The 25,287-nt window shown below is 71.1% G+C and carries 25 protein-coding genes; 16 read left to right on the top strand and 9 right to left on the bottom strand.

Going from position 1 to position 25,287, the window contains the following annotated elements; translation table 11 throughout:
- Positions 1–24 precede the first annotated feature (24 nt).
- From HF577_RS12520 to HF577_RS12510, 3 genes are read right to left on the bottom strand one after another with little or no spacing between them, the layout of a single operon-like run.
- Positions 25–921: a carbohydrate ABC transporter permease gene (locus tag HF577_RS12520; RefSeq protein WP_169395975.1), complete on the bottom strand. Its 897-nt coding sequence runs from the start codon at positions 919–921 to the stop codon at positions 25–27.
- Positions 921–1,862 (bottom strand): carbohydrate ABC transporter permease, encoded by a 942-nt coding sequence (locus HF577_RS12515; protein WP_169395991.1) that lies wholly within the window; start codon positions 1,860–1,862, stop codon positions 921–923. The genes HF577_RS12520 and HF577_RS12515 overlap by 1 nt, the downstream gene beginning before the upstream one ends.
- The gene (locus HF577_RS12510) at positions 1,859–3,142 is read right to left on the bottom strand and encodes an extracellular solute-binding protein (RefSeq protein WP_312859102.1); all 1,284 of its coding nucleotides are present in this window, start codon (positions 3,140–3,142) and stop codon (positions 1,859–1,861) included. The genes HF577_RS12515 and HF577_RS12510 overlap by 4 nt, the downstream gene beginning before the upstream one ends.
- Positions 3,143–3,389: 247 nt before the next feature.
- On the opposite strand from HF577_RS12510, the gene HF577_RS12505 reads away from it, so the two are divergent.
- Positions 3,390–4,436 (top strand): LacI family DNA-binding transcriptional regulator, encoded by a 1,047-nt coding sequence (locus HF577_RS12505; RefSeq protein ID WP_312859101.1) that lies wholly within the window; start codon positions 3,390–3,392, stop codon positions 4,434–4,436.
- 168 nt (positions 4,437–4,604) lie between these two features.
- Here HF577_RS12505 and HF577_RS12500 read toward each other — a convergent pair whose 3' ends face one another.
- Positions 4,605–5,321 (bottom strand): GntR family transcriptional regulator, encoded by a 717-nt coding sequence (locus tag HF577_RS12500; RefSeq protein WP_312859100.1) that lies wholly within the window; start codon positions 5,319–5,321, stop codon positions 4,605–4,607.
- 89 nt (positions 5,322–5,410) lie between these two features.
- Between HF577_RS12500 and HF577_RS12495 the strand changes: the two genes are divergently transcribed.
- From HF577_RS12495 to HF577_RS12430, 14 genes are all read left to right on the top strand, one after another.
- Positions 5,411–6,784, top strand: a complete 1,374-nt coding sequence (locus tag HF577_RS12495; protein ID WP_211174162.1) for an MFS transporter — start codon at positions 5,411–5,413, stop codon at positions 6,782–6,784.
- Positions 6,781–7,995 (top strand): D-mannonate dehydratase ManD, encoded by a 1,215-nt coding sequence (manD, locus tag HF577_RS12490; protein ID WP_169395973.1) that lies wholly within the window; start codon positions 6,781–6,783, stop codon positions 7,993–7,995. The genes HF577_RS12495 and manD overlap by 4 nt, the downstream gene beginning before the upstream one ends.
- The gene (locus HF577_RS12485) at positions 7,992–8,924 is read left to right on the top strand and encodes a PfkB family carbohydrate kinase (RefSeq protein WP_169395972.1); all 933 of its coding nucleotides are present in this window, start codon (positions 7,992–7,994) and stop codon (positions 8,922–8,924) included. Before manD ends, HF577_RS12485 begins: the two co-directional genes overlap by 4 nt.
- Before the next feature lie 39 nt (positions 8,925–8,963).
- Entirely contained in the window at positions 8,964–9,599 is a 636-nt protein-coding gene (gene eda / locus HF577_RS12480; protein WP_169395971.1) for a bifunctional 4-hydroxy-2-oxoglutarate aldolase/2-dehydro-3-deoxy-phosphogluconate aldolase, read from the top strand.
- 33 nt (positions 9,600–9,632) lie between these two features.
- Positions 9,633–10,742 carry a malate/lactate/ureidoglycolate dehydrogenase gene (locus HF577_RS12475; protein ID WP_312859099.1) on the top strand — a complete coding sequence of 370 codons (1,110 nt, stop codon included), beginning with the start codon at positions 9,633–9,635 and terminating at the stop codon, positions 10,740–10,742.
- 1,254 nt (positions 10,743–11,996) lie between these two features.
- Positions 11,997–12,155, top strand: a complete 159-nt coding sequence (locus tag HF577_RS12470) for a hypothetical protein (protein ID WP_169395946.1) — start codon at positions 11,997–11,999, stop codon at positions 12,153–12,155.
- A gap of 129 nt (positions 12,156–12,284) precedes the next feature.
- Positions 12,285–14,117, top strand: a complete 1,833-nt coding sequence (locus HF577_RS12465) for an ABC transporter ATP-binding protein (protein ID WP_169395970.1) — start codon at positions 12,285–12,287, stop codon at positions 14,115–14,117.
- Positions 14,118–14,352: 235 nt separating this feature from the next.
- Positions 14,353–14,496, top strand: a complete 144-nt coding sequence (locus tag HF577_RS12460) for a hypothetical protein (protein WP_169395969.1) — start codon at positions 14,353–14,355, stop codon at positions 14,494–14,496.
- Positions 14,497–14,960: 464 nt separating this feature from the next.
- A complete protein-coding gene (locus HF577_RS12455; protein WP_211174161.1) occupies positions 14,961–16,823 on the top strand; it encodes an ABC transporter ATP-binding protein in 1,863 nt (620 codons plus the stop codon).
- Positions 16,824–16,901: 78 nt separating this feature from the next.
- Positions 16,902–17,255, top strand: a complete 354-nt coding sequence (locus tag HF577_RS12450) for a YbaB/EbfC family nucleoid-associated protein (protein ID WP_169395967.1) — start codon at positions 16,902–16,904, stop codon at positions 17,253–17,255.
- Entirely contained in the window at positions 17,252–17,551 is a 300-nt protein-coding gene (locus tag HF577_RS12445) for a type VII secretion target (RefSeq protein ID WP_169395966.1), read from the top strand. The genes HF577_RS12450 and HF577_RS12445 overlap by 4 nt, the downstream gene beginning before the upstream one ends.
- Positions 17,548–18,477: a WXG100 family type VII secretion target gene (locus tag HF577_RS12440; RefSeq protein ID WP_169395965.1), complete on the top strand. Its 930-nt coding sequence runs from the start codon at positions 17,548–17,550 to the stop codon at positions 18,475–18,477. The genes HF577_RS12445 and HF577_RS12440 overlap by 4 nt, the downstream gene beginning before the upstream one ends.
- A gap of 108 nt (positions 18,478–18,585) precedes the next feature.
- Positions 18,586–19,143, top strand: coding sequence for a hypothetical protein (locus HF577_RS12435; RefSeq protein ID WP_169395964.1), 558 nt, complete (start codon positions 18,586–18,588; stop codon positions 19,141–19,143).
- 42 nt (positions 19,144–19,185) lie between these two features.
- Complete coding sequence (locus HF577_RS12430; protein ID WP_169395963.1) at positions 19,186–19,629, top strand: SRPBCC family protein; 444 nt, start codon at positions 19,186–19,188, stop codon at positions 19,627–19,629.
- 6 nt (positions 19,630–19,635) lie between these two features.
- Here HF577_RS12430 and HF577_RS12425 read toward each other — a convergent pair whose 3' ends face one another.
- From HF577_RS12425 to HF577_RS12405, 5 genes are read right to left on the bottom strand one after another with little or no spacing between them, the layout of a single operon-like run.
- A complete protein-coding gene (locus HF577_RS12425; RefSeq protein ID WP_169395962.1) occupies positions 19,636–20,301 on the bottom strand; it encodes a hypothetical protein in 666 nt (221 codons plus the stop codon).
- 17 nt (positions 20,302–20,318) lie between these two features.
- The gene (locus HF577_RS12420; protein WP_169395961.1) at positions 20,319–21,035 is read right to left on the bottom strand and encodes an SDR family NAD(P)-dependent oxidoreductase; all 717 of its coding nucleotides are present in this window, start codon (positions 21,033–21,035) and stop codon (positions 20,319–20,321) included.
- A gap of 12 nt (positions 21,036–21,047) precedes the next feature.
- Positions 21,048–21,812, bottom strand: coding sequence for an SDR family NAD(P)-dependent oxidoreductase (locus HF577_RS12415; protein ID WP_169395960.1), 765 nt, complete (start codon positions 21,810–21,812; stop codon positions 21,048–21,050).
- An 11-nt stretch (positions 21,813–21,823) separates the two neighbouring features.
- Positions 21,824–23,155, bottom strand: a complete 1,332-nt coding sequence (locus HF577_RS12410; protein WP_169395959.1) for an MFS transporter — start codon at positions 23,153–23,155, stop codon at positions 21,824–21,826.
- A 45-nt stretch (positions 23,156–23,200) separates the two neighbouring features.
- Positions 23,201–24,079, bottom strand: a complete 879-nt coding sequence (locus HF577_RS12405) for a polysaccharide deacetylase family protein (RefSeq protein ID WP_169395958.1) — start codon at positions 24,077–24,079, stop codon at positions 23,201–23,203.
- A gap of 182 nt (positions 24,080–24,261) precedes the next feature.
- Between HF577_RS12405 and HF577_RS12400 the strand changes: the two genes are divergently transcribed.
- On the top strand, positions 24,262–25,257 hold the full coding sequence (locus tag HF577_RS12400) for a LacI family DNA-binding transcriptional regulator (protein WP_169395986.1): 996 nt from the start codon (positions 24,262–24,264) through the stop codon (positions 25,255–25,257).
- The last annotated feature ends 30 nt before the right edge of the window (positions 25,258–25,287 follow it).

The raw sequence follows: 25,287 nt of genomic DNA, 5'->3' as shown, positions 1-25,287 counted from the left end.
CTCCTTCGTCGAACGGGATCGGGGTCACTTGCCGAAGCCGGCGGTGAGACCGCGCACGAGATGGCGGCGGCCCAGCACGTACGCGGCGAGCATCGGCAGCGTCGACAGGACGACGGCCGCGAGCACGCCGGGCACGTTCACGGTGAACTCGCTCTGGAACGTCCACAGCGCCATCGGCAGCACGCGCTTGTCGGCGCTCTGGGTGAGGATCAGCGGGAACAGGAACCCGTTCCACACGTGCAGGCCGTCGTAGATCGCCACGGTCACCAGCGCGGGGCGGGCCAGCGGCAGCACGAGGTTCCACAGGATGCGCCAGTCACCGGCGCCGTCGAGCCGCATCGACTCGAACAGCTCGTTCGGGATGTCGCGCATGAAGTTCGCGAGGATCAGCACGGTGATCGGCACGGCGAACCCGATGGACGGCAGCACCAGCGCGGCGAGGCTGTCGTACAGGTGCGTCCTGGTGATCATGTAGTAGAGCGGGATGATCGTCGCGTGGGTCGGGATCGCCAGGCCCAGCAGGAACACCGAGAACGTCGAGCGGACGAACCGGCCGTTGCCCCGCACCACCGCGTAGGCGGCCATGAGCGAGATCGCCACCGTCGCCGCCACGGCGGACACCGTGATGATCACGCTGTTGAGGAAGTACAGGCCGAACCCGCTCTGCAGCACCAGCAGGTAGTTGTCGAAGGTGATGTCGGTGGGCGGGACCAGCGGGTTCGTGGAGAAGAACCCGGCCTGGCTGCGGAGGCTGGAGATCACCACGAAGTAGATCGGAAGGATGATCACCGCCAGCCAGACGAAGCCGCCGAGCCCGGCGAGCACGTTGGGCGGGCGCCGCAGACCGCGTGAGCGACGGACGGGTGCCGGCCCGGGGCGCTGCCGCACCGACCGCTCCCCCGCCGTGACCGTGACTGCCATCAGAGCCCTTCCTGCTCGCTGCTCATGCGGGCGAAGCCGGAGAACCTGGTCAGCACGAAGGCCAGTCCCAGCCCCGCCACCACGAGGATCACGGCCAGCACGCTGGCCCCGCCCATGTCGTTGGCCGAGAACCCGGTGAGGTACATGTCGAGGGGCAGCAACCGCGTCGCCGTCCCCGGACCGCCGCCGGTGAGCACGAACACCACGTCGAAGTAGGTCAGGGAACCGGTCAGCATCAGCGTCGAGGACGTGACGATGGTGTAGCGCAGCTGCGGCAGCGTGATGTGGCGGAACTGCTGGTAGGTGCTCGCGCCGTCGATCGTGGCCGCCTCGTAGAGCGAGGTCGGGATCTGCCGGACCCCCGCCTGGTAGAGCAGCGTGTGGAACGGCACGAACTGCCAGGCGATCACGAAGATCACCACGTAGAGCACGAGGTCGGGGTCGCCGAGCCAGTCCTGCGCCAGGAAGCCGAGCCCTGGGGCCCCACCGATCCCGAAGTTCGGGTCGAGGATGGCCTTGAACGCGATGGCCACGGCGGCGGAGGACAGCAGCAGCGGCACGAAGTAGAGCACCGCCAGCAGCGCGCGGTAGCGCTGCGTGCCCGCGGTGAACACGCCGAGCAGCAGGCTGATCGGGGTCTGGACCAGCCAGGACACCACCATGATCTTCAGCGTCAGCAGCAGGGCCTGGCCGGTGACGGGGTCGGTGAGCACGCCGGACCAGTTGCGCCAGCCCGCCCAGCCGACCTCGCCCAGCCCGTCCCAGTCGGCGAAGCTCAGCACCACGGCACCGGCGAGCGGGACGAGCGCGAAGACCACGAAGAACGCGAGCGCGGGCACGGCGAGCAGCCCGCTGGCGCCCTTGCGTTGCGGTCGGCCCTCCGGCTCCCGGACGAGCGCCGGGGCCGGGGTCGATGCAGTCGAGACGGTCACGGCGCTCAGCTGCCGATCGTGGCGTTCATCGCGGTGGAGAACTGCTCGGGCGTGATCTGGCCGAGGAAGACCTGCTGCAGGTTGGTCAGCAGCGCGTCACCCTGCGCCGGGGTCAGCGCCTGGTCCAGCGACAGCTGGAAGTTCGGCGCCTTCGCCGTGGCGTCGTAGACGGCCCGGAAGTAGGCGGGGTCGGTCGACGCCGCGAGCTTGTCGTCGAGGCCGGCCACCGGGGGCACGTTGCCGACGGCGAGCAGGTCCGCCGAGTACTGGTCGTTCAGCAGGTTGCTCTTGATGTAGTCGCGCGCCACCTGCTTCTCCTGCGGGGTGGCCTTCGCGGAGATGGACCAGTAGTTCGACGGGTTGCCCACCACGTCCGCCGGGTCGCCCTTGCCGCCCTCCACGGCGGGGAACGCGAAGTAGCCGAGCTTGCCGTCCGCGACGAACTGCGCGTCGCCCGTCTTGATCGTCTGGTAGGTGGCGGGCAGCCCGAGGGTCATCGCGGCCTTGCCCGTGTAGAGCAGCGCGACGTCGGCGCCGCTGTCGGTGGAGACGGACGCGAAGCCTTTGATGAACCCGTCCTTGTTCACCAGGTCCTGGATCATCCGGTTCGCCTGGAGCACCGCGGGGTCGGACCAGCCGTCCGGCTTGTTCGCGACGATCCCGTTCAGCACGTCGGGGCCGCCGATGCGGTCGACGAGGTAGGTGAACCACGGCAGCAGCGGCCACTTCGGCTGGCCGGCCACGGCGAACGGCGAGACGCCGGCGGCCTGGAACCGCGGCACCAGCGCCATCATCTCCCCCCAGGTGGCGGGGGGCTGGGCGCCGATCTTCGCGAACAGGTCCTTGTTGTAATAGAACATCACGGGCTTCACCCCGTTGTTGGGCACGGCGTAGGTCTTGCCGTCCACCTGCCCGACCGCCGCCACCGAGGGCAGGAAGCGGCCCTTCAGCGCGGGGTCGGCCGCGAGGTCGGAGATGTCGTCCACCGAGCCGGCCTGCACGTAGGACCGCAGCACCCCGCCGCCCCACCCGTAGATCAGCGTGGGGGCGTCGGCAGCCCCGACGGCGGTGCGGATCTTCTGCTTGTAGGGGTCGTTCGCAAACGACTGGATGGCGAACTTCTGGTCGGGATGGGCGGAGTCCCAGGCGTCGAAGGAGTTGTCGAACGCCTTCTCCGTGACCCCGCTGATGATCCACGCCGAGGCGACGCCCCCGCCGCTCGCCTGGGGCCCCGCGGTGCCGCAGGCCGCTGCGCCGGCGAGCGCCACGGCGACTCCCACCGCGGCCACGGCCCTCCGCGTCCTGACCGATGCCTTCACTCTGTCCGCCTCTCTGACCCCGGTCCCGACGGTGGACCCGGGGCACGTCGGTGATCGCGCGGCACCGACGTCAGACGACTGGCACCGGTGCCCTGCCGAACTTTTCCGCTAGGTGGAATCTCAGCCCGCTGGACTGGAACTGCAGGGATCTTGCAACGTGTCGCGGAGCGTGTCAATCGTTATCGATAACGTTTTCTACACGCTACAGTCTGCCCCCGTGAGCTACAGCCGCGTGACCATCCACGATGTCGCCGCCCGGGCCGGCGTGTCGGTCTCGACGGTCTCCAAGGTGCTCAACGACCGCTACGGCGTCGCCACCAGCACCGTCGACCGGGTGCGCGCGGTGATCGCCGAGCTCGGGTACGAGTCGAGCCTGGTCGCGCGCAGCCTGCGCAACCACCGCACCAACGTCATCGGCGTACTCGTGTGGGACATCGAGCCCTACAGCGCCGAGCTGCTCAAGGGCGCGGCCCGCGCCATCAAGGGCACCGGGTACGAGCTGGTCGTCTACGCCGCAGGCGGGAAGGGCGCCGAGCGCATGGGCTGGGAGCACCGCTACCTGTCCCGGCTCTCCGGCACGCTGATCGACGGCGCGGTGATGGTCACGCCCACGGTGGACACCGCCCCGTTCTCCACCCCCGTCGTCGCCGTCGACCCCCACACCGGCTCGGAGGTCCCCACCGTCGACTCCGACAACTTCCGTGGCGCCCAGCTCGCCGTCGAGCACCTGCTGGGCCTGGGGCACCGGCGCATCGGCCTGCTCAGGCGGCCACCGCGCGACCTCGAGTCCGGCCCGCAGCGCGAGGAGGGCTACCGCAGCGCCCTCCAGGCCGCCGGCATCACCCCCGACCCGGACCTGGTGCGGGCAGGCGGCTACGACGACTCGGCGTCCGAGGACGCAGCCCGGCAGCTGCTGACCCTGCCCGACCGGCCCACGGCGATCTTCGCCGCTAACGACGTCTCCGCGATCACGACGATTGACGTCGCCATGGCGCTGGGCCTGCGGGTACCCGGCGACCTGTCGGTCATCGGGTTCGACAACGTCCCCGAGAGCGCGATGACCGAGCCCGGGCTCACCACGATCGAGCAGCCGCTGCAGCTGATGGGCCAGCGCGCGATCGAGATGCTCGTGGAGCTGCTGGCCGGCCGCGACCTGCCTCAGACGCACGTGCGACTACCCACCCGGCTCGTGGTGCGGGGCTCGTGCGCCGCCCCACCCGCCGAGCCCCGCCGGGTCGCGGTCGAGCACTCCGCGGCCCGCTGACCACCCACTGATCGCTGCGAGACCCACCTGTCCGCCCTCCACCGGGCCGATCCGCGGATCTCGTCGCGCTCATCGGGCGACTCGCGCACCGGTTCCGGGCGACTCGCGCACCGGTTCTGGGCGACTCGCGCACCGGTTCTGGGCGACTCGCGGGGGGTGGGGGCGGGGTCAGCGCCAGACGGTGATGTTGCGACGCGCCGGGCGGCTCGTCCCCTCGCTCGTGAACAGCTCGGGGGATCGCTCGCGGATCCGCTCGATGTCGTCGAACACCGCGCGCAGGTGCTCCCGCAGCGCCGTCTCGGCCGCCTCCGGGTCGCCCGCGGCGAGGGCGTCGACCACGGCCGTGTGCTGGGCGACCAGGGGGGCGACGGGGCTCACCGTGCGGAGCCCGAGGCGGCGGGCGCGGTCGAGGTGGACCTTCGCCGACTGGACGGCCCGCCACGCCCCGGCGTGGCCGCCGACGCCGAGCAGCATCTGGTGGAACTCCTCGTCGAGCCGGAAGAACTCCTCGACGTCGTCGCCCGCGGCGCGCTGCCGGGCGAGCACGTCGCGCAGGGCGGCCAGGGCCGGCGCGTCGAGGCGGTCGGCGGCGTCGCGGAGGGAGGCGATCTCGATCGCCTCCCGCACGAACTGCGCATCGGCGACGTGGCGGATGTCGACCCGGGAGACGAACGAGCCGAGCTGCGGGAAGACCTGCACGAGATCCTCGTCGGCGAGCAGGATCAGGCTCTCGCGGACCGGGGTGCGCGACACGGACAGCTCGGCGGCCAGGTCGTTCTCCGAGAGCGGGGCGCCGGGCGGCAGCTCGCCGCTGACGATCCGGCGGCGCAGCTGCTCGTACACGACGACGCGTGCCGACCGGTGCCCTGGCTCCCCCCGTCCCACCGGGCCACCGTACCGGTTGCCTCCGCCAGTATGGTAGTGCTTGTATGGCAGTGGATCGTATGACAATGCCCGCTGCCACAGGAGAGTCGATGCCGACCGAACTCGATCCCGCGCCCGGCGGGGACCACGCCAGGGCGCCCGCCACGACCCCGGCGATGCTGCGCCGCACGGTCGCCGCGTCCGTGATCGGCACGATCGCCGAGTACTACGACTTCTTCATCTACGGCACGGCCTCGGCGCTGGTCTTCAACACGGTCTTCTTCCCCGAGGTCGACCCGCTGGTCGGGACGCTCGCGGCGTTCTCCACCTACGCCGTCGGCTTCTTCGCCCGCCCGTTCGGCGGGATCTTCTGGGGCTGGGTCGGCGACCGGGTCGGCCGCAAGCGCACGCTGGTCTACACGCTGCTGCTGACGGGCATCGGCACGTTCGCGGTCGGCCTGATGCCCACCTACGACGAGATCGGCATCTGGGCCGCGGTCATCCTCGTGATCGTGCGCCTCGTGCAGGGGTTCGGCGTCGGCGGCGAGCAGGGCGGGGCCGTGCTGCTGACCGCGGAGGCCGCCCCGCCGGAGCGCCGCGGCTTCGTCACCAGCTTCGTGCAGCTCGGCTCCCCCGCGGCCTACCTCATCCCGACGGCGCTGTTCGCCGTGCTCGACGCCCGGCTCACCGACGAGCAGTTCCTCTCGTGGGGCTGGCGCGTGCCGTTCCTGCTGAGTGCCGTGGTGGTGGTGATCGGGCTCTACATCCGCCTCCGCGTGCCGGAGTCGGCGGCGTTCCGGGCGGTCAAGGAGCGGCAGCCGGTGAGATCCCCGCTCGCCACGCTGGTGCGGGACAACCGCGGCGAGGTGATCGGCGGCACGCTGACCAAGTTCGTGGAGGCCGCCGTCTTCCCCTTCTACACGATCTTCCTGGTCACCTACGCCAAGAGCCAGGGCGTCGACACGGCGATCGTGCTGGACGCGGTGATCATCGCGATCATCGCCGAGCTGATCCTGATCCCGATCATCGGCAGGCTCACCGACCGGGTGGGCAGGCGCCCGGTCCTCCTCGGCGCCGCCGTGCTCAACCTCGTGCTCGTGGTGCCCGCGTTCCTCGCCGTCCGCACCGGCGACGTCGCCGTCATCACGCTGCTGCTGGTTGCGGGTCTCGCGCTCGGGCACGGCGGGACGTACGCGCCGCAGGCGTCCTACTTCCCCGAGCTGTTCCCGTCCTCGGCCCGCTACAGCGGGGTGTCGATCGTCTGGCAGTTCGGGGCGATGATCGCCAGCGGCCCGTTCACGGTCGTGGCGGCCGCCCTGCTGGTGGCGGCCGACGGCGCGTTCACCTGGGTCGCGGTCTACGTCGCCGCGTTGACCATGATCAGTATCGTTGCGCTCCTCCGGATGCCGGAGACCGCACCGGGGCTGCTCGGAGGCCGCGAGTACGCCGACTGGACCGGCCGAGGCAACAAGGAGGACTCGTGACCACGATCGCCGACGCCCGCGTGCTCGTCTCGGGCCCGGGGCGCAACTACGTGACCCTGAAGATCACCACCTCCGACGGCGTCGTCGGCTGGGGCGACGCCACCCTCAACGGCCGCGAGCTCGCCGTGGCGGCCTACCTCACCGAGCACGTGTGCCCGCTGCTCGTCGGCCGCGACCCGGCCCGCATCGAGGACACCTGGCAGCTGCTCTACCGGGGCGCCTACTGGCGGCGCGGCCCGGTGACGATGACGGCGATCGCGGCGGTCGACATGGCGCTGTGGGACATCAAGGGGAAGGTGGCCGGGCTGCCGGTCTACCAGCTGCTCGGCGGTGCGGCGCGCAACGGCGTGCTGGTCTACTGCCACGCCAGCGGCTCCGACGTCCCCGCCCTGCTCGACGACGTCGCGCGCCGTCTCGACGATGGCTACCTCGCGGTGCGGGCCCAGGCGGCGGTGCCCGGGCTGGAGGGGACCTACGGCGTCCCCGCCCCCGACGGAAAGCTCTACGAGCCCGCCTCGTCGTCGCTGCCCGCCGAGCACCTCTGGGACACCGGGCCCTACATGCGCTTCGCCCCCGAGATGCTCGGCGCCGTCCGGGAGCGCTTCGGGTTCGACTTCCACCTGCTGCACGACGTGCACCACCGGCTCTCCCCCATCGAGGCGGGCCGGCTCGGCCGCGACCTCGAACCGCACCGCCTGTTCTGGCTCGAGGACCCGACCCCCGCGGAGGACCAGTCGGCGTTCCGGGTGATCCGGGAGCACACCACCACGCCGCTGGCCGTCGGCGAGGTGTTCAACTCGATCTGGGACTGCCAGCAGCTGATCACCGAGCGGCTGATCGACTACATCCGCACCTCGGTGACCCACGCCGGCGGCATCACCCACCTGCGCCGCATCTTCTCCCTCGCCGACCTGTACGGGGTGCGCACCGGCTCCCACGGGCCGGGCGACCTCTCCCCGGTGGCGATGGCTGCCGCACTGCACGTCGACCTGTCGGTACCGAACTTCGGGATCCAGGAGTACATGGGCCACCGCGAACCCGCAGGCGAGGTGTTCCGCACCTCCTACAGCTTCAAGGACGGATACATGCATCCCGGGGACGCGCCAGGTCTGGGCGTCGAGGTCGACGAGGAGGCGGCGGCCCGCTTCCCGTACGACCCGCGGCAGCTGCCGGTGAACCGGCGCCTCGACGGGTCGGTGCACGACTGGTGAGCGCGCACTACGACGTGGTCCTCCTGGGCGAGCCGCTCGTCGAGGTCGCCACCACCGAACCGTTCGGCCACGGGGTGGCGGCCACCCTCGGCGTCTCCGGCGACGTGGTGAACGCCGCCGCCGCGGCGGCCGCCGCCGGAGCCAGGGTGGCGATCGTCGCGCGCGTCGCCACCGGTGAGCTCGGCGACGCCGTCGTCGCCCGGATCCGCGCGCTCGGCGTCGACGACGCGCTGGTGCGCCGGGTCCGCGGCCAGCAGGGCGTCTACCTGCTGCACAGCGACCCGTCCGGTCAGCGGCAGTTCAGCTACGCCAGGGCGGGCTCGGTGGGGGCCGGGCTCTCCCCGGGTGACCTCGACGCCGACACGCTCGCCACAGCGGGCGCGGTGCTCGCGAGCGGGATCACGGCGGCACTCTCGACCTCGGCCCGGGACGCCGTGCTCGCGGCGGCGAAGCTGGGCCGCCGGTTCGTCTACGACCCGAACTTCCGTCCCCGGCTCACCACCTCGGCCGCCGCGGCGGCCGTGCTCACCGACCTCGCTCCGCTCGCCGCGCTGCTCACCCCGTCGGCCCCCGCCGAGACCGCCGCCCTGCTCGGCACCGGCGACCCCGCTGCCGCCGTCACCAGGCTGCGGGAGCTCGGCGCCGGTGCGGTCGCCGTCACCTGCGGGGAGCGGGGCGTCCATGTCTCGCCCGGCAGGGGTGCGCCCGACCAGTGGGTCCCGGCCGTCCCGGCCCCCGCCTTGGTCGACCAGACCGGGGCGGGCGACGTCTTCGTCGGCACCGTCGCCGCCCGCCTCGCCCTCGGGGACGACCTGCAGGACGCCGTGCGGCTGGGCACCGCGGCGGCGTCACTCGCGGTGGGCGGGCAGGGTGGCACCGGGCTCATCGCGGACCTGCAGCAGGTCCGCGCGCACGCCGGAGCAGCATGACCCGTTCGACCGTGCCCACCGACCCCGAGGAGGTACCGCATGTCGACATCGGCAGCTGAGGTGATGGCCTGCAGCCGGGTGATCCCGGTCGTGGTCCTCGACGACGCCGAGGCCGCCGTCCCGCTCGCGCGGGCGCTGCTGGCCGGGAGCGTCCCCGTCATGGAGATCACCCTGCGCACGCCCACGGCGCTGGAGTCGATCGCCAGGGTGGCCGAGCAAGTGCCCGACATGGTGGTCGGGGCGGGCACGATCACCCGGCCCGAGCAGGCGGCCATGGCCGTGGCTGCGGGCGCCCGCTTCCTGGTCTCCCCCGGCTCCCCCGAGCCACTGGTCACCGCGATGCTGGCCGAACGCGTGCCCGTGCTGCCCGGGGTGGCCACGGCGACCGAGGCGCTGGCCCTGCTGCGCCACGGCATCACCGAGATGAAGTTCTTCCCGGCGGGCCCGGCTGGTGGGCCGAGGTATCTGAAGGCGCTCGCGGGGCCCCTGCCCGAGATCAGCTTCTGCCCCACGGGGGGCGTGGACGCCTCCAACTCGGGCGACTACCTGGCCCTGCCGAACGTCCCCTGCGTCGGAGGCAGCTGGCTGACGCCGTCCGATCTGGTGCGGGCCGGCCGGTGGGACGACATCTCGCGGCTCTGCCTCGGTGCGTGGCCCGACGAACCGCAGGACTGATGATCCGGGCGGTGATCCGCCATCCTGGTCGCCGTGGCAGGCGATGAGGCAGACACGGTGGACGACGCTCGGGTGCAGCTGGTGGCGGCGGGCGCGCTGGAATCGATGGTGCGCGACATCTTCGTGGCGGCGGGCTGCGACGACGAGGAGGGCGGGCGCATCGCCCGTGAGCTCGTCGGCGCCAACCTGACCGGGCACGACAGCCATGGCGTGGTGCGCGTACCGATCTACGTCGACTGGATGCGCTCCGGGTACGTCCATCCCGGACGCGACGTGCAGGTGGTGACCGACGGCGGCGCGTTCGTGGTGCTCGACGGGCAGCTCGGCTTCGGCCAGACCGTCGCATCGCAGGCCGTGGAGCTGGGAATCGAGCGGGCCCGGGACCACGGCACCTGCATCGTGGCGCTGCGCGGCGCCGGGCACATCGGACGCGTCGGCGCGTACGCGGAGACCGCGATCGCGGCCGGGCTGATCTCGATCCACTTCGTCAACGTGGCGGGCTCGCCGCTGGTGGCCCCGTTCGGGGCGGTCGAGCGCCGCTTCTCCACGGCGCCGTTCACGATCGGGCTGCCGCTCCCGCAGCGCCCGGTGGTCCTGGACTTCGCCACGTCGCTGGTGGCCGAGGGCAAGGTGCAGGTGGCCTCCTACGGCGGCAAGCCGCTGCCGCCGGACGCCCTCATCGGCCCGGACGGGCAACGCTCCGGCGACCCCCATGTCCTGTACGGCGAGTACACCAGCACCGACCTCCGCAGCCCCGGCGGTGGCCCGGGCGCCATCCGCGCGTTCGGCGAGCACAAGGGCTCGGGTCTCGCCCTGATGTGCGAGCTGCTCGCGGGTGCCCTGACCGGGGGTGGGTGCGCGGGGCCGCTCGACGGCGACCGGCGCGGCATCGCCAACGGGATGCTCTCGGTCTACCTCTCCCCCGCCCACTTCGGCACGCAGGCCGAGTTCGAGCGGATCGGCCGGGAGTACCTCGACTGGGTTCTCGGCGCCCGCCCGATCGACCCGGGCCTGCCGGTGCTCGCCCCGGGCGACCCGGAGGCCCGGACCCGCGCGGCCCGGCTGGCGGAGGGCGTGCCGTTGCCCGTCGACACCTGGGCCGCGCTCCGGCGGACCGCTGCGGGTCTCGGCGTGCCCGCCTGATCATCACCGATGGGCCCGGTCCGCCTCTTCGGCACCTCGGACCGGTTTCGAACGGATTGTGTGAAAGACATGCGAGCCGGGCGGTCTGCGCCCGGCCGTTTCCCCGCGACACACCGAGGGGCCGATCGGGTCGGTGCGATGGTGGCCACATCGACACCACCCCCGGAACGCGACTTCCGGGTTGATCATCCGGTCGGCCCGATCCGATCGATGCGCGCGATTCGTCACGGACTCTTCCGGGCCCGCCTCGACCGATTCCGGCAGGGCTCACGCCGAGGCCGACAAGAAATGCCTGGTCAGCGCCGGACACATATCCCGATCGAGGGAAACCCTCGACGATCTCTTTACTGGGCGGATTCATACGTGGCACACAGTCAGATCCGGAAGATCGGGGTATTGTGCGCACCTCGCAAGCAATGAGAGGCGCTAGTCCATTCGGGTAACACTGGCCTAAATCCGGATCCACTCGCGCTCCAGGTACGTTCTAGAGTTAGAACGCAACACAGCGTTCGGAAGTTAAACGGAAGGGAGTCTCACGATGAAGCTCGTGGTCACCAGGCGTCGTCGTCGTTGGCGCAAGCCGTACTGGGACCGGTACCGCCACTACCACCGCGGATACTGGGAGTACTACTGACGGATCGGTCGGCCCCGCCCGTTACGGGCGGGGCCGCCTCCCGGCCTCGCCCGCAGGGGCCGCTACCAGCAGGTTCGTCCGCGTCGTCCGTTGTCTCCACCACGACGCGTAGCTACACCGGGCCAGGCGTGGATCACCTGCCACCGGTCCCGGGCCCGACTGTCGGCACTGCACGACCGCTCCCGCCGTCGTCGCCACCACGGCACTCCGTGAATTGTCACGTCCGAGGCCGGAAAGCGACCGATCAGGGCACTGGGGATTACGTTCGGGCCACCTCCGCCGATTGCGGCAGCCGCCTCGAGGTGGCCGCGCCGGACGATGCGGAGATTCTCGGCGGCGCGCCCGGCCGACTCGGCACATCGACAGCCGAGCACGCAGCCGACTGCAAAACACGACGAGATGCAAATACTGACCGGCAGCCGTCCGGCGAAGCGGAACCACCGGCTCCGCGAAACAGAGTCTCGACCGCTTCTTTAATAATTGAACACACAAGCAGGCCGTGAAGAGAGTCACTTCAACAAACTGATGCGTGGCCGGTGGAATGAACTCCGGCCCCAGGTATGTTCTCCAGTTAGAACGCCACACGGTGTTCTGAACGGAAAGAGAGAAAGGGTACTCACATGAGTGCAGGAAAGATCAAGCTGATTGCCGACTTCCGCCGTAGGTACGGCCGCGGTGGCTACCGCGACCACGGCTACCGGGGCCACGGCTACGGCTACCGCCGCCACAGCTACCGGGGCCGTGGCTACGGCTACCACGACCACGGCTACCACCGCTGATCTACCGGGGTGGCCCCGCCCATGACGGGCGGGGCCACCCGGTGGTCCCGGACCCAGATGATGAACCCACGCCACGCCACGCAAGCGCCTGAACCGCCGGCGCCGCGCCTGTCCGTCACCCGGCTGCTGGTGGCAACCGACCTCCTGCCGGAGGCTCCGCCGGTCAGCCTTCGCACCATCTTCCGTCGCTTCTGGCCCGAGACCCGGCCCTACCGGGGCCGGCTGTGGCTCGGCCTGGTGCTCGTCGCGGTGGGTCCGCTGTTGAGCGCCGCCACGATCTATCTCCTCAAGATCCTGATCGACGACGTGCTCCAGCCCCACGACTTCCACCTCTTCCCGCTGGTGGCGGGCGCCTATCTCGGGCTGACGCTCGTCGGCGGCATCGTGGCCTTCTTCGACGAGTATCTGGCGGCCTGGGTCGGCGAACGGTTCATCCTGAACCTACGGAGCCGGATCTTCGGCCACCTCCACCGACAGTCCTCGACATTCTTCGACCGCAACGAGCTGGGCGACGTCCTCTCCCGGTTGACCGGCGACATCGCGGCGATCGAGCAGCTGATCCTCTCCGGCGTCGGGTCGGGGCTGAGCTATGTCTTCGAGCTCGTGTTCTTCGTCGCCGCGTTGTTCTATCTGGACTGGCGCCTCGCGCTGGCCGCGTTGATCGCTGCACCAGGGTTCCTCTTCGTCGCCCGGTCCTTCTCGAGCCGGATCAAGGTCGCCTCGGGCGAGAAACGGCGCAAGACGGGTTCCATCACCTCGGTCGCCGAGGAGAGCTTCAGCAACGCCGCGCTGGTGCGCGCCTACGACCGCTGGGACGAGGAACAGGCCCGGTTCGACACCGAGAACCTCGCCAGCTTCCGCGCGCAGATGCGGGCCACCCGCCTGCAGGCCATGTTCACCCCGCTGACCGACCTGCTCGAGGTGATCGGCGTCCTGCTGGTGGTCGGGTTCGCCGTGTGGGAGCTCGCCAACGGCAACGTCACCCTGGGCGGCGTGCTGGCCTTCGTGGCCTACCTGACCCAGCTCTACGGGCCGATCCAGGCCCTCGGCGACCTGGCCAACGAGCTGTTCTCCGCCAGCGCGGGTGCCGAGCGCGTGATCGAGCTGCTCGACCTCACCCCGGCCGTCGTCGAGCCCGCGGACCCGCTGCCGCTGGCCCGGGCCCACGGTGCGCTGCAGGTGCACAACCTCTCGTTCCGCTACGAGGACGCCGATCACCCGGCGCTGTCGGAGATCGACTTCTCCGTCGAGCCCGGGCAGCGGATCGCGCTGGTCGGTCCGAGCGGAGCAGGCAAGTCGACACTGGCGAAGCTGCTCCTGCGCTTCTCCGACCCCGACACCGGATCCATCAGCCTCGACGGCCACGACCTGCGCGAGCTGGCACTGGCCGACCTCCGGCGCAACATCGCCCCCGTGCTGCAGGAGACGCTCGTCTTCGACGGCACCATCCGCGACAACATCCTGTGGGGTCGCCCCGGCGCCACCGAGGACGAGCTCGTGCGAGCGGCGGCGGCGGCCGACGCGCACTCGTTCATCACGCAGTTGCCCGACGGCTACGACACCCGCGTCGGGCAACGCGGCCGGCTGCTCTCGGGCGGCCAGCGCCAGCGGGTCGCCATCGCCAGAGCGATGATCCGCGACGCACCCGTGCTGCTGCTCGACGAGCCCACCACCGGCCTCGACGCCGAGTCGACCCAGCGCATCCTCGCGCCGCTGCGCAGGCTCATGGCCGGGCGCACCACCATCATCATCTCGCACAACCTGCTGACGGTGACCGACGCCGACCGGATCCTGTACCTCGAGGACGGCCGCATCGCCGCGGCCGGCACCCACACCGAACTCCTCTCGGCCAGTCCCGGCTACGCCCGGCTCTACCACCTGCAGGGCACGACACCGGCCCTGGCAGAGATCGAACCCGCCACGGAGCCCGTGCCCACCGTGCTGGCGCTCGACCCGCGGTGACCGCTGGCGCAACGCGCGCCGGCAGTTCCGTCATATCACTTTGATGACCGATATCATGCAGGACACAAATGCACGCCTTGCCTAACGGGTGAACCAAGAGCCCCCGAAGAGCGGGATAACTCTTAGGTCTATTCGGGTGACGCCCACAGAATTGTTGATCCGCGCATCGGCGGGTCACGTTCCCTGCAGTAGAGCGCCATACGGCGCTCGGAAACAACGCAGGAGGAGCTAGCACATGAAGGCTCGCGGGATCGGTCTGTTCGTTATCGGCAGCGCCAGCAAGCGCAAGTGGCACGACGGGTGGTACGACAACGACCACAAGTGGCACGACGGCTACTGGTACGACGACAACGACGACGACGATGACGACGACGACTGATTGACTGCATGACTGAATGAATGACGGCCCTGGGTGGCCCCACCCGCTGTGTACGGGGCCACCCAGGCCGCACACGGAGGCAGTACCAGCGGATACACCGACGACCCGCGATCCGCCGGGCCGGTGAGGATCCATCGGTACACCGACCGTCCCGTGCGTCCGGCGCCGCTCCGGTGGAATGACGCAGCCGCGCGCCGACCGACTGCCCACGTTTCCGGATGCCGACTTTCTTCGCCCGGAACGAATCGGCGGCCTACTCCGAACCGCTGAGGAGAGTCCCGCCGCAGCAGTCGTGCTCCCGCGTCGAATTCCGGTTCGCCGCCGCGCAGGGGCTCACCTGTCGCCCCGTCGGCAATAGCTGCGTGCTGCGCAATTCTTCTCGTGCCGGACCACCACCACGGCAAGTCCACCACGGCGGCTACCACCACGGCCGCCGGTCCTGATTCCGCCGGCCCTGGGTTGAGATGATGAACGCACGCCACACCACGCAGGCGCCCGACGCGCCGGCGCCGCGCCTGTCCGTCACACGGCTACTGGTGGCCACGGACCTCCTGCCGGAGGCACCGCCGGTGAGCCTGACCAGCATCTTCCGTCGCTTCTGGCCCGACACCCGCCCGTATCGGGGCTGGGTGTGGACCAGCCTGTTGCTCATCGTGGTCGGTCCGTTGATGAGCGCCGCCACGATCTATCTCCTCAAGATCCTGATCGACGACGTGCTGCAACCGCACGACTTCCATCTCTTCGCGAAGGTCGCAGGCGCCTACCTGGTGCTGACGGTGGTCGGCGGCATCGTGGGCTTCTTCGACGAGTATCTGGCGGCCTGGGTCGGCGGACGGTTCATCCTGAACCTGCGGAGCCGGGTCTTCGGCCACCTGCACCGCCAGTCGTCGACCTTCTTCGACCGCAACGAGCTGGGCGACATCCTCTCCCGGTTGACCGGCGACATCGCGGCGATCGAGCAGCTCATCCTCTCCGGCGTCGGAGCGGGGCTGACCTACGTCTTCGAGCTCGCGTTCTTCGTCGCCGCGCTGTTCTATCTCGACTGGCGCCTCGCGCTGGTCTCGTTGGTCGCCACGCCGGGATTCGTCCTCGTCGCGCGGTCCTTCTCCAGCCGGATCAAGATCGCCTCGGGTGAGAGGCGGCGCAAGGCCGGTTCCATCACCGCAGTCGCCGAGGAGAGCTTCAGCAACGCCGCGCTGGTGCGCGCCTACGACCGCTGGGACGAGGAGCAGAGCCGGTTCGACACGGAGAACCTCGCCGCCTATCGCGCGCAGATGCGTGCCACCCGCCTGCAGGCCATGTTCTCCCCCCTGACCAACCTGCTCGAGGTGGTCGGTGTGCTGCTGGTGGTGGGGTTCGCCGTGTGGGAGCTCGCCAACAACAACATCACCCTCGGCGGGGTGCTGGCCTTCGTGGCCTACCTGACCCAGCTCTACGGTCCGATCCAGGGACTCGGGAAGCTGACCAACAGGCTGTTCTCCGCCAGCACCGGTGCCGAGCGGGTCATCGAGCTCCTCGACCTCACCCCGGCCGTCGTGGAGCCCGACGACCCGGCTCCGCTGACCCGGGCCCGAGGTTCGCTCCAGGTGCGTGGCCTCTCGTTCGGGTACGAGGACGCCGGGCGCCCGGCCGTGTCCGGGATCGACTTCGTCGTCGAACCGGGGCAGCGGATCGCGCTGGTCGGCGCGAGCGGGGCCGGCAAGTCGACGCTGGCGAAGCTGCTCCTGCGCTTCTTCGACCCCGACTCGGGCTCCATCACCCTCGACGGGCGCGATCTGCGGGAGCTGACCCTGACCGATCTCCGGCGCAACATCACACCCGTGCTGCAGGAGACGCTCGTCTTCGACGGCACCATCCGCGACAACATCCTCTGGGGCCGCCCCGGCGCCACCGAGGAGGAGCTCATCAAGGCGGCGACCGCTGCCGACGCGAACTCCTTCATCGACCAGCTGCCCGACGGCTACGACACCCGCATCGGACAACGCGGCCGGCTGCTCTCGGGCGGGCAGCGCCAGCGGGTCGCCATCGCCAGGGCGATGATCCGCGACAGCCCGGTGCTGCTGCTCGACGAGCCCACCACCGGCCTCGACGCCGAGTCGACCCAGCGCATCCTCGTACCACTGCGCCGCCTCATGGCCGGGCGCACCACCATCATCATCTCGCACAACCTGCTGACCGTGACCGACGCCGACCGGATCCTGTACCTCGAGGACGGCCGCATCACCGGGGCCGGCACCCACACCGAACTCCTCTCGGCCAGTCCCGGCTACGCCCAGCTCTACCACCTGCACGGCATGGCACCCGTCCCGGAGCCCGTACCGCGGTAAGGGGGCGACGGCTCCTGATCTCGACGAGTTCTGCCGAATCGCCTCGGGGACGCTGCTCCCCTCCGTACCGTCCGCCCCATGGACGGAGCACAGTGGCTGGCCTCCTACCAGGAGCGGCTGCAGGAGTTCGGAGCCCGGGCGGCACAGGCGCAGAAGGCACTGGCGGACGCGTCGGCCACCGTGACGAGCCGGGACGGGGCGGTCACCGTCACGGTCGACCCGGCGGGCGCGTTGCACCGGCTGGTGCTGTCCGAGCGCACCGAGACCATGACCCGCGTGCAGCTCGCCGCAGCCGTCGTGGCCACGGCCCAGGAGGCGAAGGGGGAGGCGGCTCGCCGCGCCGCCGCGGCCGTCTCCCCGCTGATCGGCCCGGAAGCCACGCGGATGCTGGGGTCCTACCTGCCGGCCCAGCGCAGCGAGGGCGAGCGATGACCGGCGGGTTCGAGGTCGACGACGGGGTGCTCCACGCCCACGCGGGGCAGGTCGACGCGCTGGCCGCGCGGATGCGGGCGGTGGCTGCTGCCGCCCGGCCGCTCGACCCGGCCGCCTATGGGGTGATCGGCCAGGTCTTCGCCGGCGCCGCGAGCGAGGCGGCGCGCGCCGGGTCGGTCGTGGTCGCCGCGCTGACCGAGCAGGCCGGGTCGATCGCCGACGGGGTGCGGGCCAGCGCCGCCGCCTACCGGGAGCTCGAGCAGGGCACCGCTGCCGGGTTCGGAGGCGGACGGTGAGCGAGCCCGGACCACCCGCGGAGCCCACCCCACCGGGCAGCACCACGCTCGTCGCGGAGCCCGACGGGGAGATCCCCGTCCTGGAGGGCACCGGGTTGGCGTCGAGCTGGGCCGATCTCGGGGATGCGGTGGCCCAGGAGCAACCGGACGGCCTGACGATCGCCTTCGCCGCAGCCGGAGCAGGCCTCGACACGCTCGGAGCCGTCACCGACCCGTTCGACGAGGTCCTGTCGTCGGGAGCGGGCTGGCTCATCGAGCACGTCTGGTTCCTGCGCGAGCCCCTCGACGCGCTGGCGGGCGACCCTCAGCAGGTGATCGCCCAGGCCCGGACGTGGAGCAACATCGCGGCGGAGCTGCGCAGCGTCGCCGCCGACCAGACCGCCACCGGGGTGCCCGGCTGGAGCGGGCAGGCGGGCGAGGCCTACCGCGCCGCGGTGCACCGGTACACGCGATCGGTCGTCGACGTGGCCGGGCAGGCCGACGGCGTGGCCGACGTCGTGCTCGGCTCGGGAGCGGCCGTGGGGACCGTCCGTGCCCTGGTCCGGGACCTCATCGCCGACTTCCTCGCCTGGGCCGTGCGCCAGGCGATCTCCGCGCTCGCCGCGGCGACGGTCACCGCCGGCGCGTCCACGGCAGTGGCGGTCACCGCCATCGCGCTGGAGGCCTACCGCCTGGCGCGCCTCATCACCGAGCATCTCGCCCGGCTGCTCGACGAGCTGTCGGACGCCGGGGACACGGTGGGCCGGCTCGTCGACGGCATGCGCCACGCCATGGTCGAGGCGCGGCCCACGGCGTCCCACATGCACGAGTCCCTCGAGAAGGTACCGGCGGCAGAGGTCACGGAGGCCGGCAAGCAGGTCTCCGGCGCGGAGCTCGACGAGCCGCCATCCGAGGAACCGCCGGCCGAGGAGCCGCCCGACCGCTGACCGACCCGTCGCCCGGCACCCGGAAATGGGGTGAACCCACCCCCACGGACATACGTGTGTGAGGAGACGGCCGGCCCCGAACCGGCCGCCTGATCGAGGAGCTCCCCCATGCGCCTACCCCGGATCCTGCCGATCGCCGCAATGGCCACCCTCACGTTCGCGCTCAGCGCGTGCGGGGGCATCACCACCGGCGATGACGGATACGGCTACAGCTCGTCCCCCTCCCCACTGTCGGCTCCCGCCCAGTCCCCGTCCGGCAAGGCGGGTGGTGCCTCCGGCGCCGGCGCGGCCACCGGCGGCACCGTGCTGGCCGCGCGCGTCCTGCCCGAGGTCGGCCCGGTCGTCACCGACGCGGAGGGCTTCACCCTCTACCGGTTCGACCAGGACAAGGCGAAGCCGCCGACGGCGACGTGCGAGGGCGAGTGCGCGGCGAAGTGGCCGCCGATCATCGTCGACCCCGAGGGCAAGCTGTCGCTGCAGGGCGTGAACCAGTCGCTCATCGGCATGGTGCAACGCTCCGACGGCACGAGCCAGCTCACGCTCGCCGGGTGGGCGCTCTACCGCTACTCGGGCGACACCGCCCCGGGCACCGCGACGGGCCAGGGCGTGGGCGGCAAGTGGTTCGCGGCCACCCCGGAGGGCAAGAAGGCGCCCGCCACACCCTGATCCCGGTCGGACCGCAGCGCGGCGCCGGGGCAGGATGGGGCCATGGCACAGGTGACGGCCCGGTCGACACGCACCATCGAGGCCCCGGCGGAGCGCGTGCGGGCGGCGCTCGCGGACTACGAGACGGTGCGGCCGACGATTCTCACGGAGCACTATCGCGACTACCGCGTGGAGGCAGGTGGCACCGGAGCCGGCACGCGGGTGCACTGGACCCTGCAGGCCACGAAGAAGCGGGTGCGCGACCAGCTGGTCGAGGTCGGCGTCCCGGCGGAGGACCGCATCGTCGAGCGGGACACGAACTCCAGCATGGTCACGACGTGGACGGTCACGCCGGCAGGCGCCGACCGCAGCGTCGTGGCGGTGGAGACCACGTGGAACGGCGCGGGCGGGATCGGCGGCTTCTTCGAGCGGACGTTCGCGCCGAAGGGACTGCAGCGCATCCACGACGGCGTGCTGTCCAACCTCGTGGGGGTCGTGCGCAGCTGAGTCCGGTCAGCTCGCCGGGGACGCCGGCTCCCAGCGGGCGCGCACGACGTGACCGGCGCGGATCTCCACGTCGAGCTCCCGCCGGTCGTCGAGCGGGCACCGCGCGGCGACCGTCCCGGCGTCGAAGGCTCCCGCCTGCCTGGCCCACTCCAGCCAGACCACGACGTCGACCGCGGTGCCGGTGAGCACGGAGCCGGGCCGCCCCCACGGGGCACCGACACCGCTCAGCTCGCGCAGGTAGTACCGCAGCGACCACGGCGGTGTGGAGAGCGCGGCGAGCACCCGGAGCGCGGTGTCGTCGTCGGGCACCACCATCGCGGTGAGGCCCGGGCGCAGGGCCGTCCGCGGCGCGCCCGGATCCACGCGCAGGCGTAGCCCCTCGCGGCCGTCCTGCTCGGGAACGGCCAGGCGCCCGGACGCGGCGGGGTCGAACTCCGGGACGGCCGGCCCGAACGGCCGCACAGCGGCGACCAGAGCGCTCAGGCCGCCGCACACCGTCGTCGCGCCGGTCGGTCCGGTGACCAGCCAGCCGCCGCTGCGCGCGGCGGCCCGCACCCCGGGCCGGGTGACCAGCCGCAGCAGCGCCGTGACCGCGGCGGTCCGCGCCGCGAGGTCGGAGAACCAGGGTCTCCCCCAGTCCGACGCGGTCCGGTCCCCGCACGCACCGCACATTCAGTGTTCCCGTGCCACTACGGCATCACGTCCCCGGAGTTCGGCCCGAGCGTCTGGCCGACGAACAGGTTGCCGCCGGGATCGCTGGCGAGCAGCACCGCGGTGGGCGCGACCTCCTCGGGGAGCCCGAACCGGCCGAGCGGAAGCTCCTTGCGCTTCGCGGCCTTCCACTCCTCGGTGATGCCCTCCACCAGCGGCGTCTCGATGGGCCCCGGCGCGATGGCGTTGACGAGCACCCCGTGCTCGGCGACCTCGAGGGCGAGGGACTTCGTCAGACCGATGACGCCCGCCTTGGCCGCGGAGTAGTGCGTGAGGTCGCGGCCGCCCTTGATGCCGAGCTGCGACGCGATGTTGATGACGCGGCCGAAGCCGCGCTCCACCATGCCGGGCACCACGTGCCGGCAGCAGAGGAAGACCCCGGTCAGGTCGACCGCGAGCGTCGCGGACCAGGTGGCGAGATCCATCTCGACGAGTGGCGACTCGGTCAGGATGCCCGCGGAGTTGACCAGGACGTCGATCCGGCCCAGGCGGGCGGACGCCTCGGCGACCGCGGTGCGCACCGACTCCTCGTCGGTGACGTCGATGACCACCTGCGCGTTCTTCCGGTCGGCGGCCACCACGTCCGCACCGGCCGCGGCGAACGCCTCGGCGATGGCTCGGCCGATCCCGCTGCCGCCACCGACGACCAGCGCCGTGCGGCCGGCCAGGACGCCCCGCTCGTGCGGCTCAGCCATCGGACGCCCCCGTCATGCGGGCATGCGGACGGTGAGCCCGCCGTCGACGACCATGGTCTGACCGGTCACGTAGGACGCCTGCTCCGAGGTCAGGAACCGGATCACCGCCGCCACCTCGTCGGGACGGCCCGCGCGGCCCAGCGGGATGTCCCGCCCGGCGCGTTCCAGGCCTTCCGGTCCCAGCGAGTTCACCGGGTCCAGCGACTGCGGTGTGACCACGTAGCCGGGGATCACCGTGTTGACCCGGATCCCGCGCGGTGCGAGCTCCACCGCGAGGCTCCGGCACAGCCCGAGCACGCCGGCCTTGGCCGCCCCGTAGTGAGCGTGGTCGCCCCAGCCGTAGACGCCGCCCGCGATGGACGACACGGCGACCATCGCGCCGCCGTCCATGCGCGCCGCGGCCGACCGCAGCGTGCGCAGCACCCCCGTGAGATCGACCGACAGCATGTCGTCCCACGCGTCGTCGGTGAGGTCGGCCAGCGCCGCGCGGCGCAGCACGCCGGCGGCGGCCACCGCGATGTCGAGCCGCCCCCACTCGTCCACGGCGCGCTGGGCGAAGGCGTCGACCTGCCGCGGATCGCGCACGTCCACCTCGTGGACCACGCACTCGCCGCCCGCCTCGGCCACCGCCTTCGCGGTCTCGTGCGGGTCGTGCGGGTCGCCGGGGAAGGTGCCGACCACCGTGCGCACCCCGGCTTCCGCATAGGAGACGGCCAGCGCCCGGCCGATCCCGCTCGCGGCGCCGGTGATGACCGCGACTCGTGCCGGTTCGGACATCGATCCTCCGATCAACACTGCAGCAGCGGTGCCTTGCGGGCACCGAACATGACGAACCCGGACACGAACGTGCCGACCGCGCCGACCAGGAGCGCGGCGTGACCCCAGGTGGAGCCGCTCGCGAGCATCCCCGTGACGATGGCCCCGGCCACGATCGCGCCGGGCTGGGACAGTGCGTTGAGGAAGCCGGTGCCCGTGGCCCGGCATGTCGTGTCGTAGCACTCGCCCATGTAGAAGAGCATCGCGGCGTACGGGCCGACCAGGAAGAACATGCCGAGTGAGTACAGCACCACCACGCTGACCGTGCCGTTGGCGACCGTCAGCATCAGGGCGAACAGGATCCCCGAGATGATCCAGCCGAACGCGATCACGTTGCGGCGGCCCAGCCGGTCGCCGAGGAAGCCGTGCGCGATGTAACCGAGGTAGCCCACGGCGTTGACCACGATGAGGAGCACCAACGAGTTCTCGAAGCTCACGTGCTTGCCCTCGGTCAGCACGCTCGTCCCCAGGACGCTGAACAGCTGGATACCGAACCAGTTGATGAACCAGGCGAAGCCGAGCACGAGCGTGTTGCGCAGCGCCTGCCCCCGGAAGATCGCCGCCAGCGGGGCGGCGGGCTGGTCGTCGACGCCGTAGGAGCGCGCCAGCTCCGCCGCCTCGGCGGTCTTGCCCTCCTTGCGCAGAGCGCGCAGCTTCAGTTCGAGCTCGAACTGCGGGCTCTCGCGCAGGCCGCGGCGCATCAGGGCGATGAGTGCCGCGGGGAACACCGCGAGCAGGAAGCAGCCCCGCCACCCGATCAGCGGCAGGAAGATGGCGACCCACGCCGAGGCCAGGAGCACCCCGAGCGGCCAGCCGCCCTGCACGAGGCTGTAGACCAGGCCGCGGCGCCGCTTGATCACCTCGTCGTCGGTGACGGCGTAGAGCTCGTTGAGGTAGGTGGCGTTGACGGCCTGCTCCGACAGCCCGAGGCCGCCGAGGGACCGCACCCCGATCAGGTAGCCCGCGCCGGGCGTCGCCGCCGAGAGGGCCGACGCGACCGCCGTGCCCGACACGGTGAGGATCATGCCCTTGCGGCGCCCGATGCGGTCGACGATCGGCCCCACGGCCAGCGCGATGACCGCGGTGCCCACGGACACGAGGGTGGAGACCAGTGCCGCCGTGGCGTCGGTCCACCCGAAACTGCCGGCGATCTGCGGTAGCAAGGTGCCGAACATGATGTAGTCGAAGACCGCGAACAGCCAGGCGAAGAAGGCGATGATCGTCGCCTTGCGGGTGGCCCGAACCCCTACTCGCGGAAATGATCTGGTCGCGCGAGTGGCGCCCGTCTCGGGTACAGCGGACATGGCGGTGCCCTCTTCAGAATGGTTGAAAACGGGGGAAACGGACTCTCAGGACCGCGGGAAACGATTCAGGAAGTCATCAGCGATCTCGTCGAACGTGACCCAGCGCACGCCGTCGTGTCCATTGATGTGCTCGATCAGCCGTTCCAACATCAGCAGCGTCTGCGGGCGCCCGGAGACATCCGGGTGGATGGTGATCGTGAACGTGGCGTAGTCCATCTCCCGGTAGACCCAGTCGAACTGGTCACGCCAGATCTCCTCGAGCTGGCGCGGGTTGACGAACCCGTGACTGTTGGCGCTCGCCTTGACGAACATCATCGGAGGCAGGTCGTCGAGGTACCAGTTGGCGGGGATCTCGACGAGGCCGGTCTCCTCGCCGCGCACCAGTGGCTTCATCCACTCCTCGGCCGGCCGCGAGTAGTCGATCTTCGTCCAGCTGTCGCCGACCCGCACGTAGTACGGGGAGAAGTCGTTGTGCATCAGCGAGTGGTCGTACTTGACGCCCCGCTCGAGCAGCAGCTCGTTGGTGACCGGGGAGAACTCCCACCACGGCGCCACGTAGCCGGTGGGCCGGTTGCCGGCGAGCTTCTCGATGAGCTCGATGCTGCGGTCCAGGATCGCGCTCTCCTGGTCGCGCGTCATGGCGATCGGGTTCTCGTGCGAGTAGCCGTGCGCCCCCACCTCGTGCCCGGCGTCGACGATCATCCTGGTCTGGTCGGGGAACGTCTCTAGCGAGTGCCCGGGCACGAAGAAGGTGGTGCGCAGGTTCTTGCGCTCGAACAGCTTCAGCAGCCGCGGCACCCCCACCTCGCCCGCGAACATGCCGCGCGAGATGTCGCACGGCGAGTCCTCCCCGCCGTAGGAGCCGAGCCACCCGGCCACGGCGTCGACATCGACCCCGAATGCGACGAAGATTTCCTTGGGCATCTATCGGTCCTTCCGGCTTTACTGGGGACGGCGGCACAGCCGTTCGCAACCCAAACGTTCGGGTAACATTCCAGCCCCGGGCGGCGGATGTCAATGATCCGTTGTTACGGTCGCGAAAACCGGCGGTAGGGAAGGCAGTGCAATCGGTGAGCGCGAACAGATCATTCCCGATCACGCTGCGGATGATCGCCGATCAACTCGAATTACATGTATCGACCGTTTCGAGAGTTCTGCACGGTACGTCCGGGGAAAGCGGACGAGCGGCCGGTCCGGCCACCGTCGAACGGATTCGCCGGCTGGCCGACGAGCTCGGCTACCGGCCCAACCCCCACGCCACGGGCCTGCGGACCAGGCGCAGCAACCTGATCGGCGTACTCGTCCCGCGGTTGAGCGACATCGTTCTCGCGCTGATCTACGAGGGCATCGAGGAGGCCGCGGCCGGCCACGGGCTGTCCACGTTCGTCACCAACACCCACGACGATCCGGGGATCCAGCGCAGCCGCACCGAGATGGTGCTCGCCCGCCGCGTGGACGGGATGATCTTCGGGGACGCCTACGCCGACGCGCGGTTCCTCGCCGAGGTCACCGCACGGGGCGTGCCCTTCGTCCTCGTGAGCCGCCGCGCCGGTGACCTGCCGTCGGTGACGTGCGACGACCATCTCGGCGGCCGCATGGTCGGTGAGCACCTGCTCGCGCTCGGGCACCGGGACGTCGCCGTCGTCGCCGGTGAGCCGTACGCGAGTACCGGGATCGACCGCACCGCCGGCTTCGTCGCGGCCTACGCCTCGGCCGGCATCGAGATCCCCGCCCCGCGGGTCGTCGCGTCCGGGTTCGACGCGCCGGGCGGCCGCGCGGCGGCCGAACAGCTGCTGGCCTGCGGTCCGCCGCCGAGTGCGATCTTCGCGGTGAACGACTTCGCCGCGATCGGCGTGCTCGGCGCCCTGCGCGACCGCGGCCTGCGGGCGGGCACGGACATCTCCGTGGCCGGCTTCAACGACACCCCGCTGGCGGCCGAGCTGCCGGTGCCGTTGACCACCGTGCGTTCCCCCATGCGCGAGGTGGGCCGTCGAGGGGTCGATCTGCTGACCCGGCTGCTGCGGGGTGAGCAGGCGGAGTCCGAGCGGCTGCGCCCCGAGCTCGTGGTGCGCGCCTCCACCGCCCCGGCACCACCGGGCTGATCACCGGGCTGGGCAGCGCAGTGGCGCGAA

Origin of the sequence: Pseudonocardia xinjiangensis (assembly GCF_012911925.1) — a bacterium.
Classification (GTDB): Bacteria; Actinomycetota; Actinomycetes; order Mycobacteriales; family Pseudonocardiaceae; genus Pseudonocardia; species Pseudonocardia xinjiangensis.
This window is presented reverse-complemented; position numbering and strand designations above follow the sequence as displayed.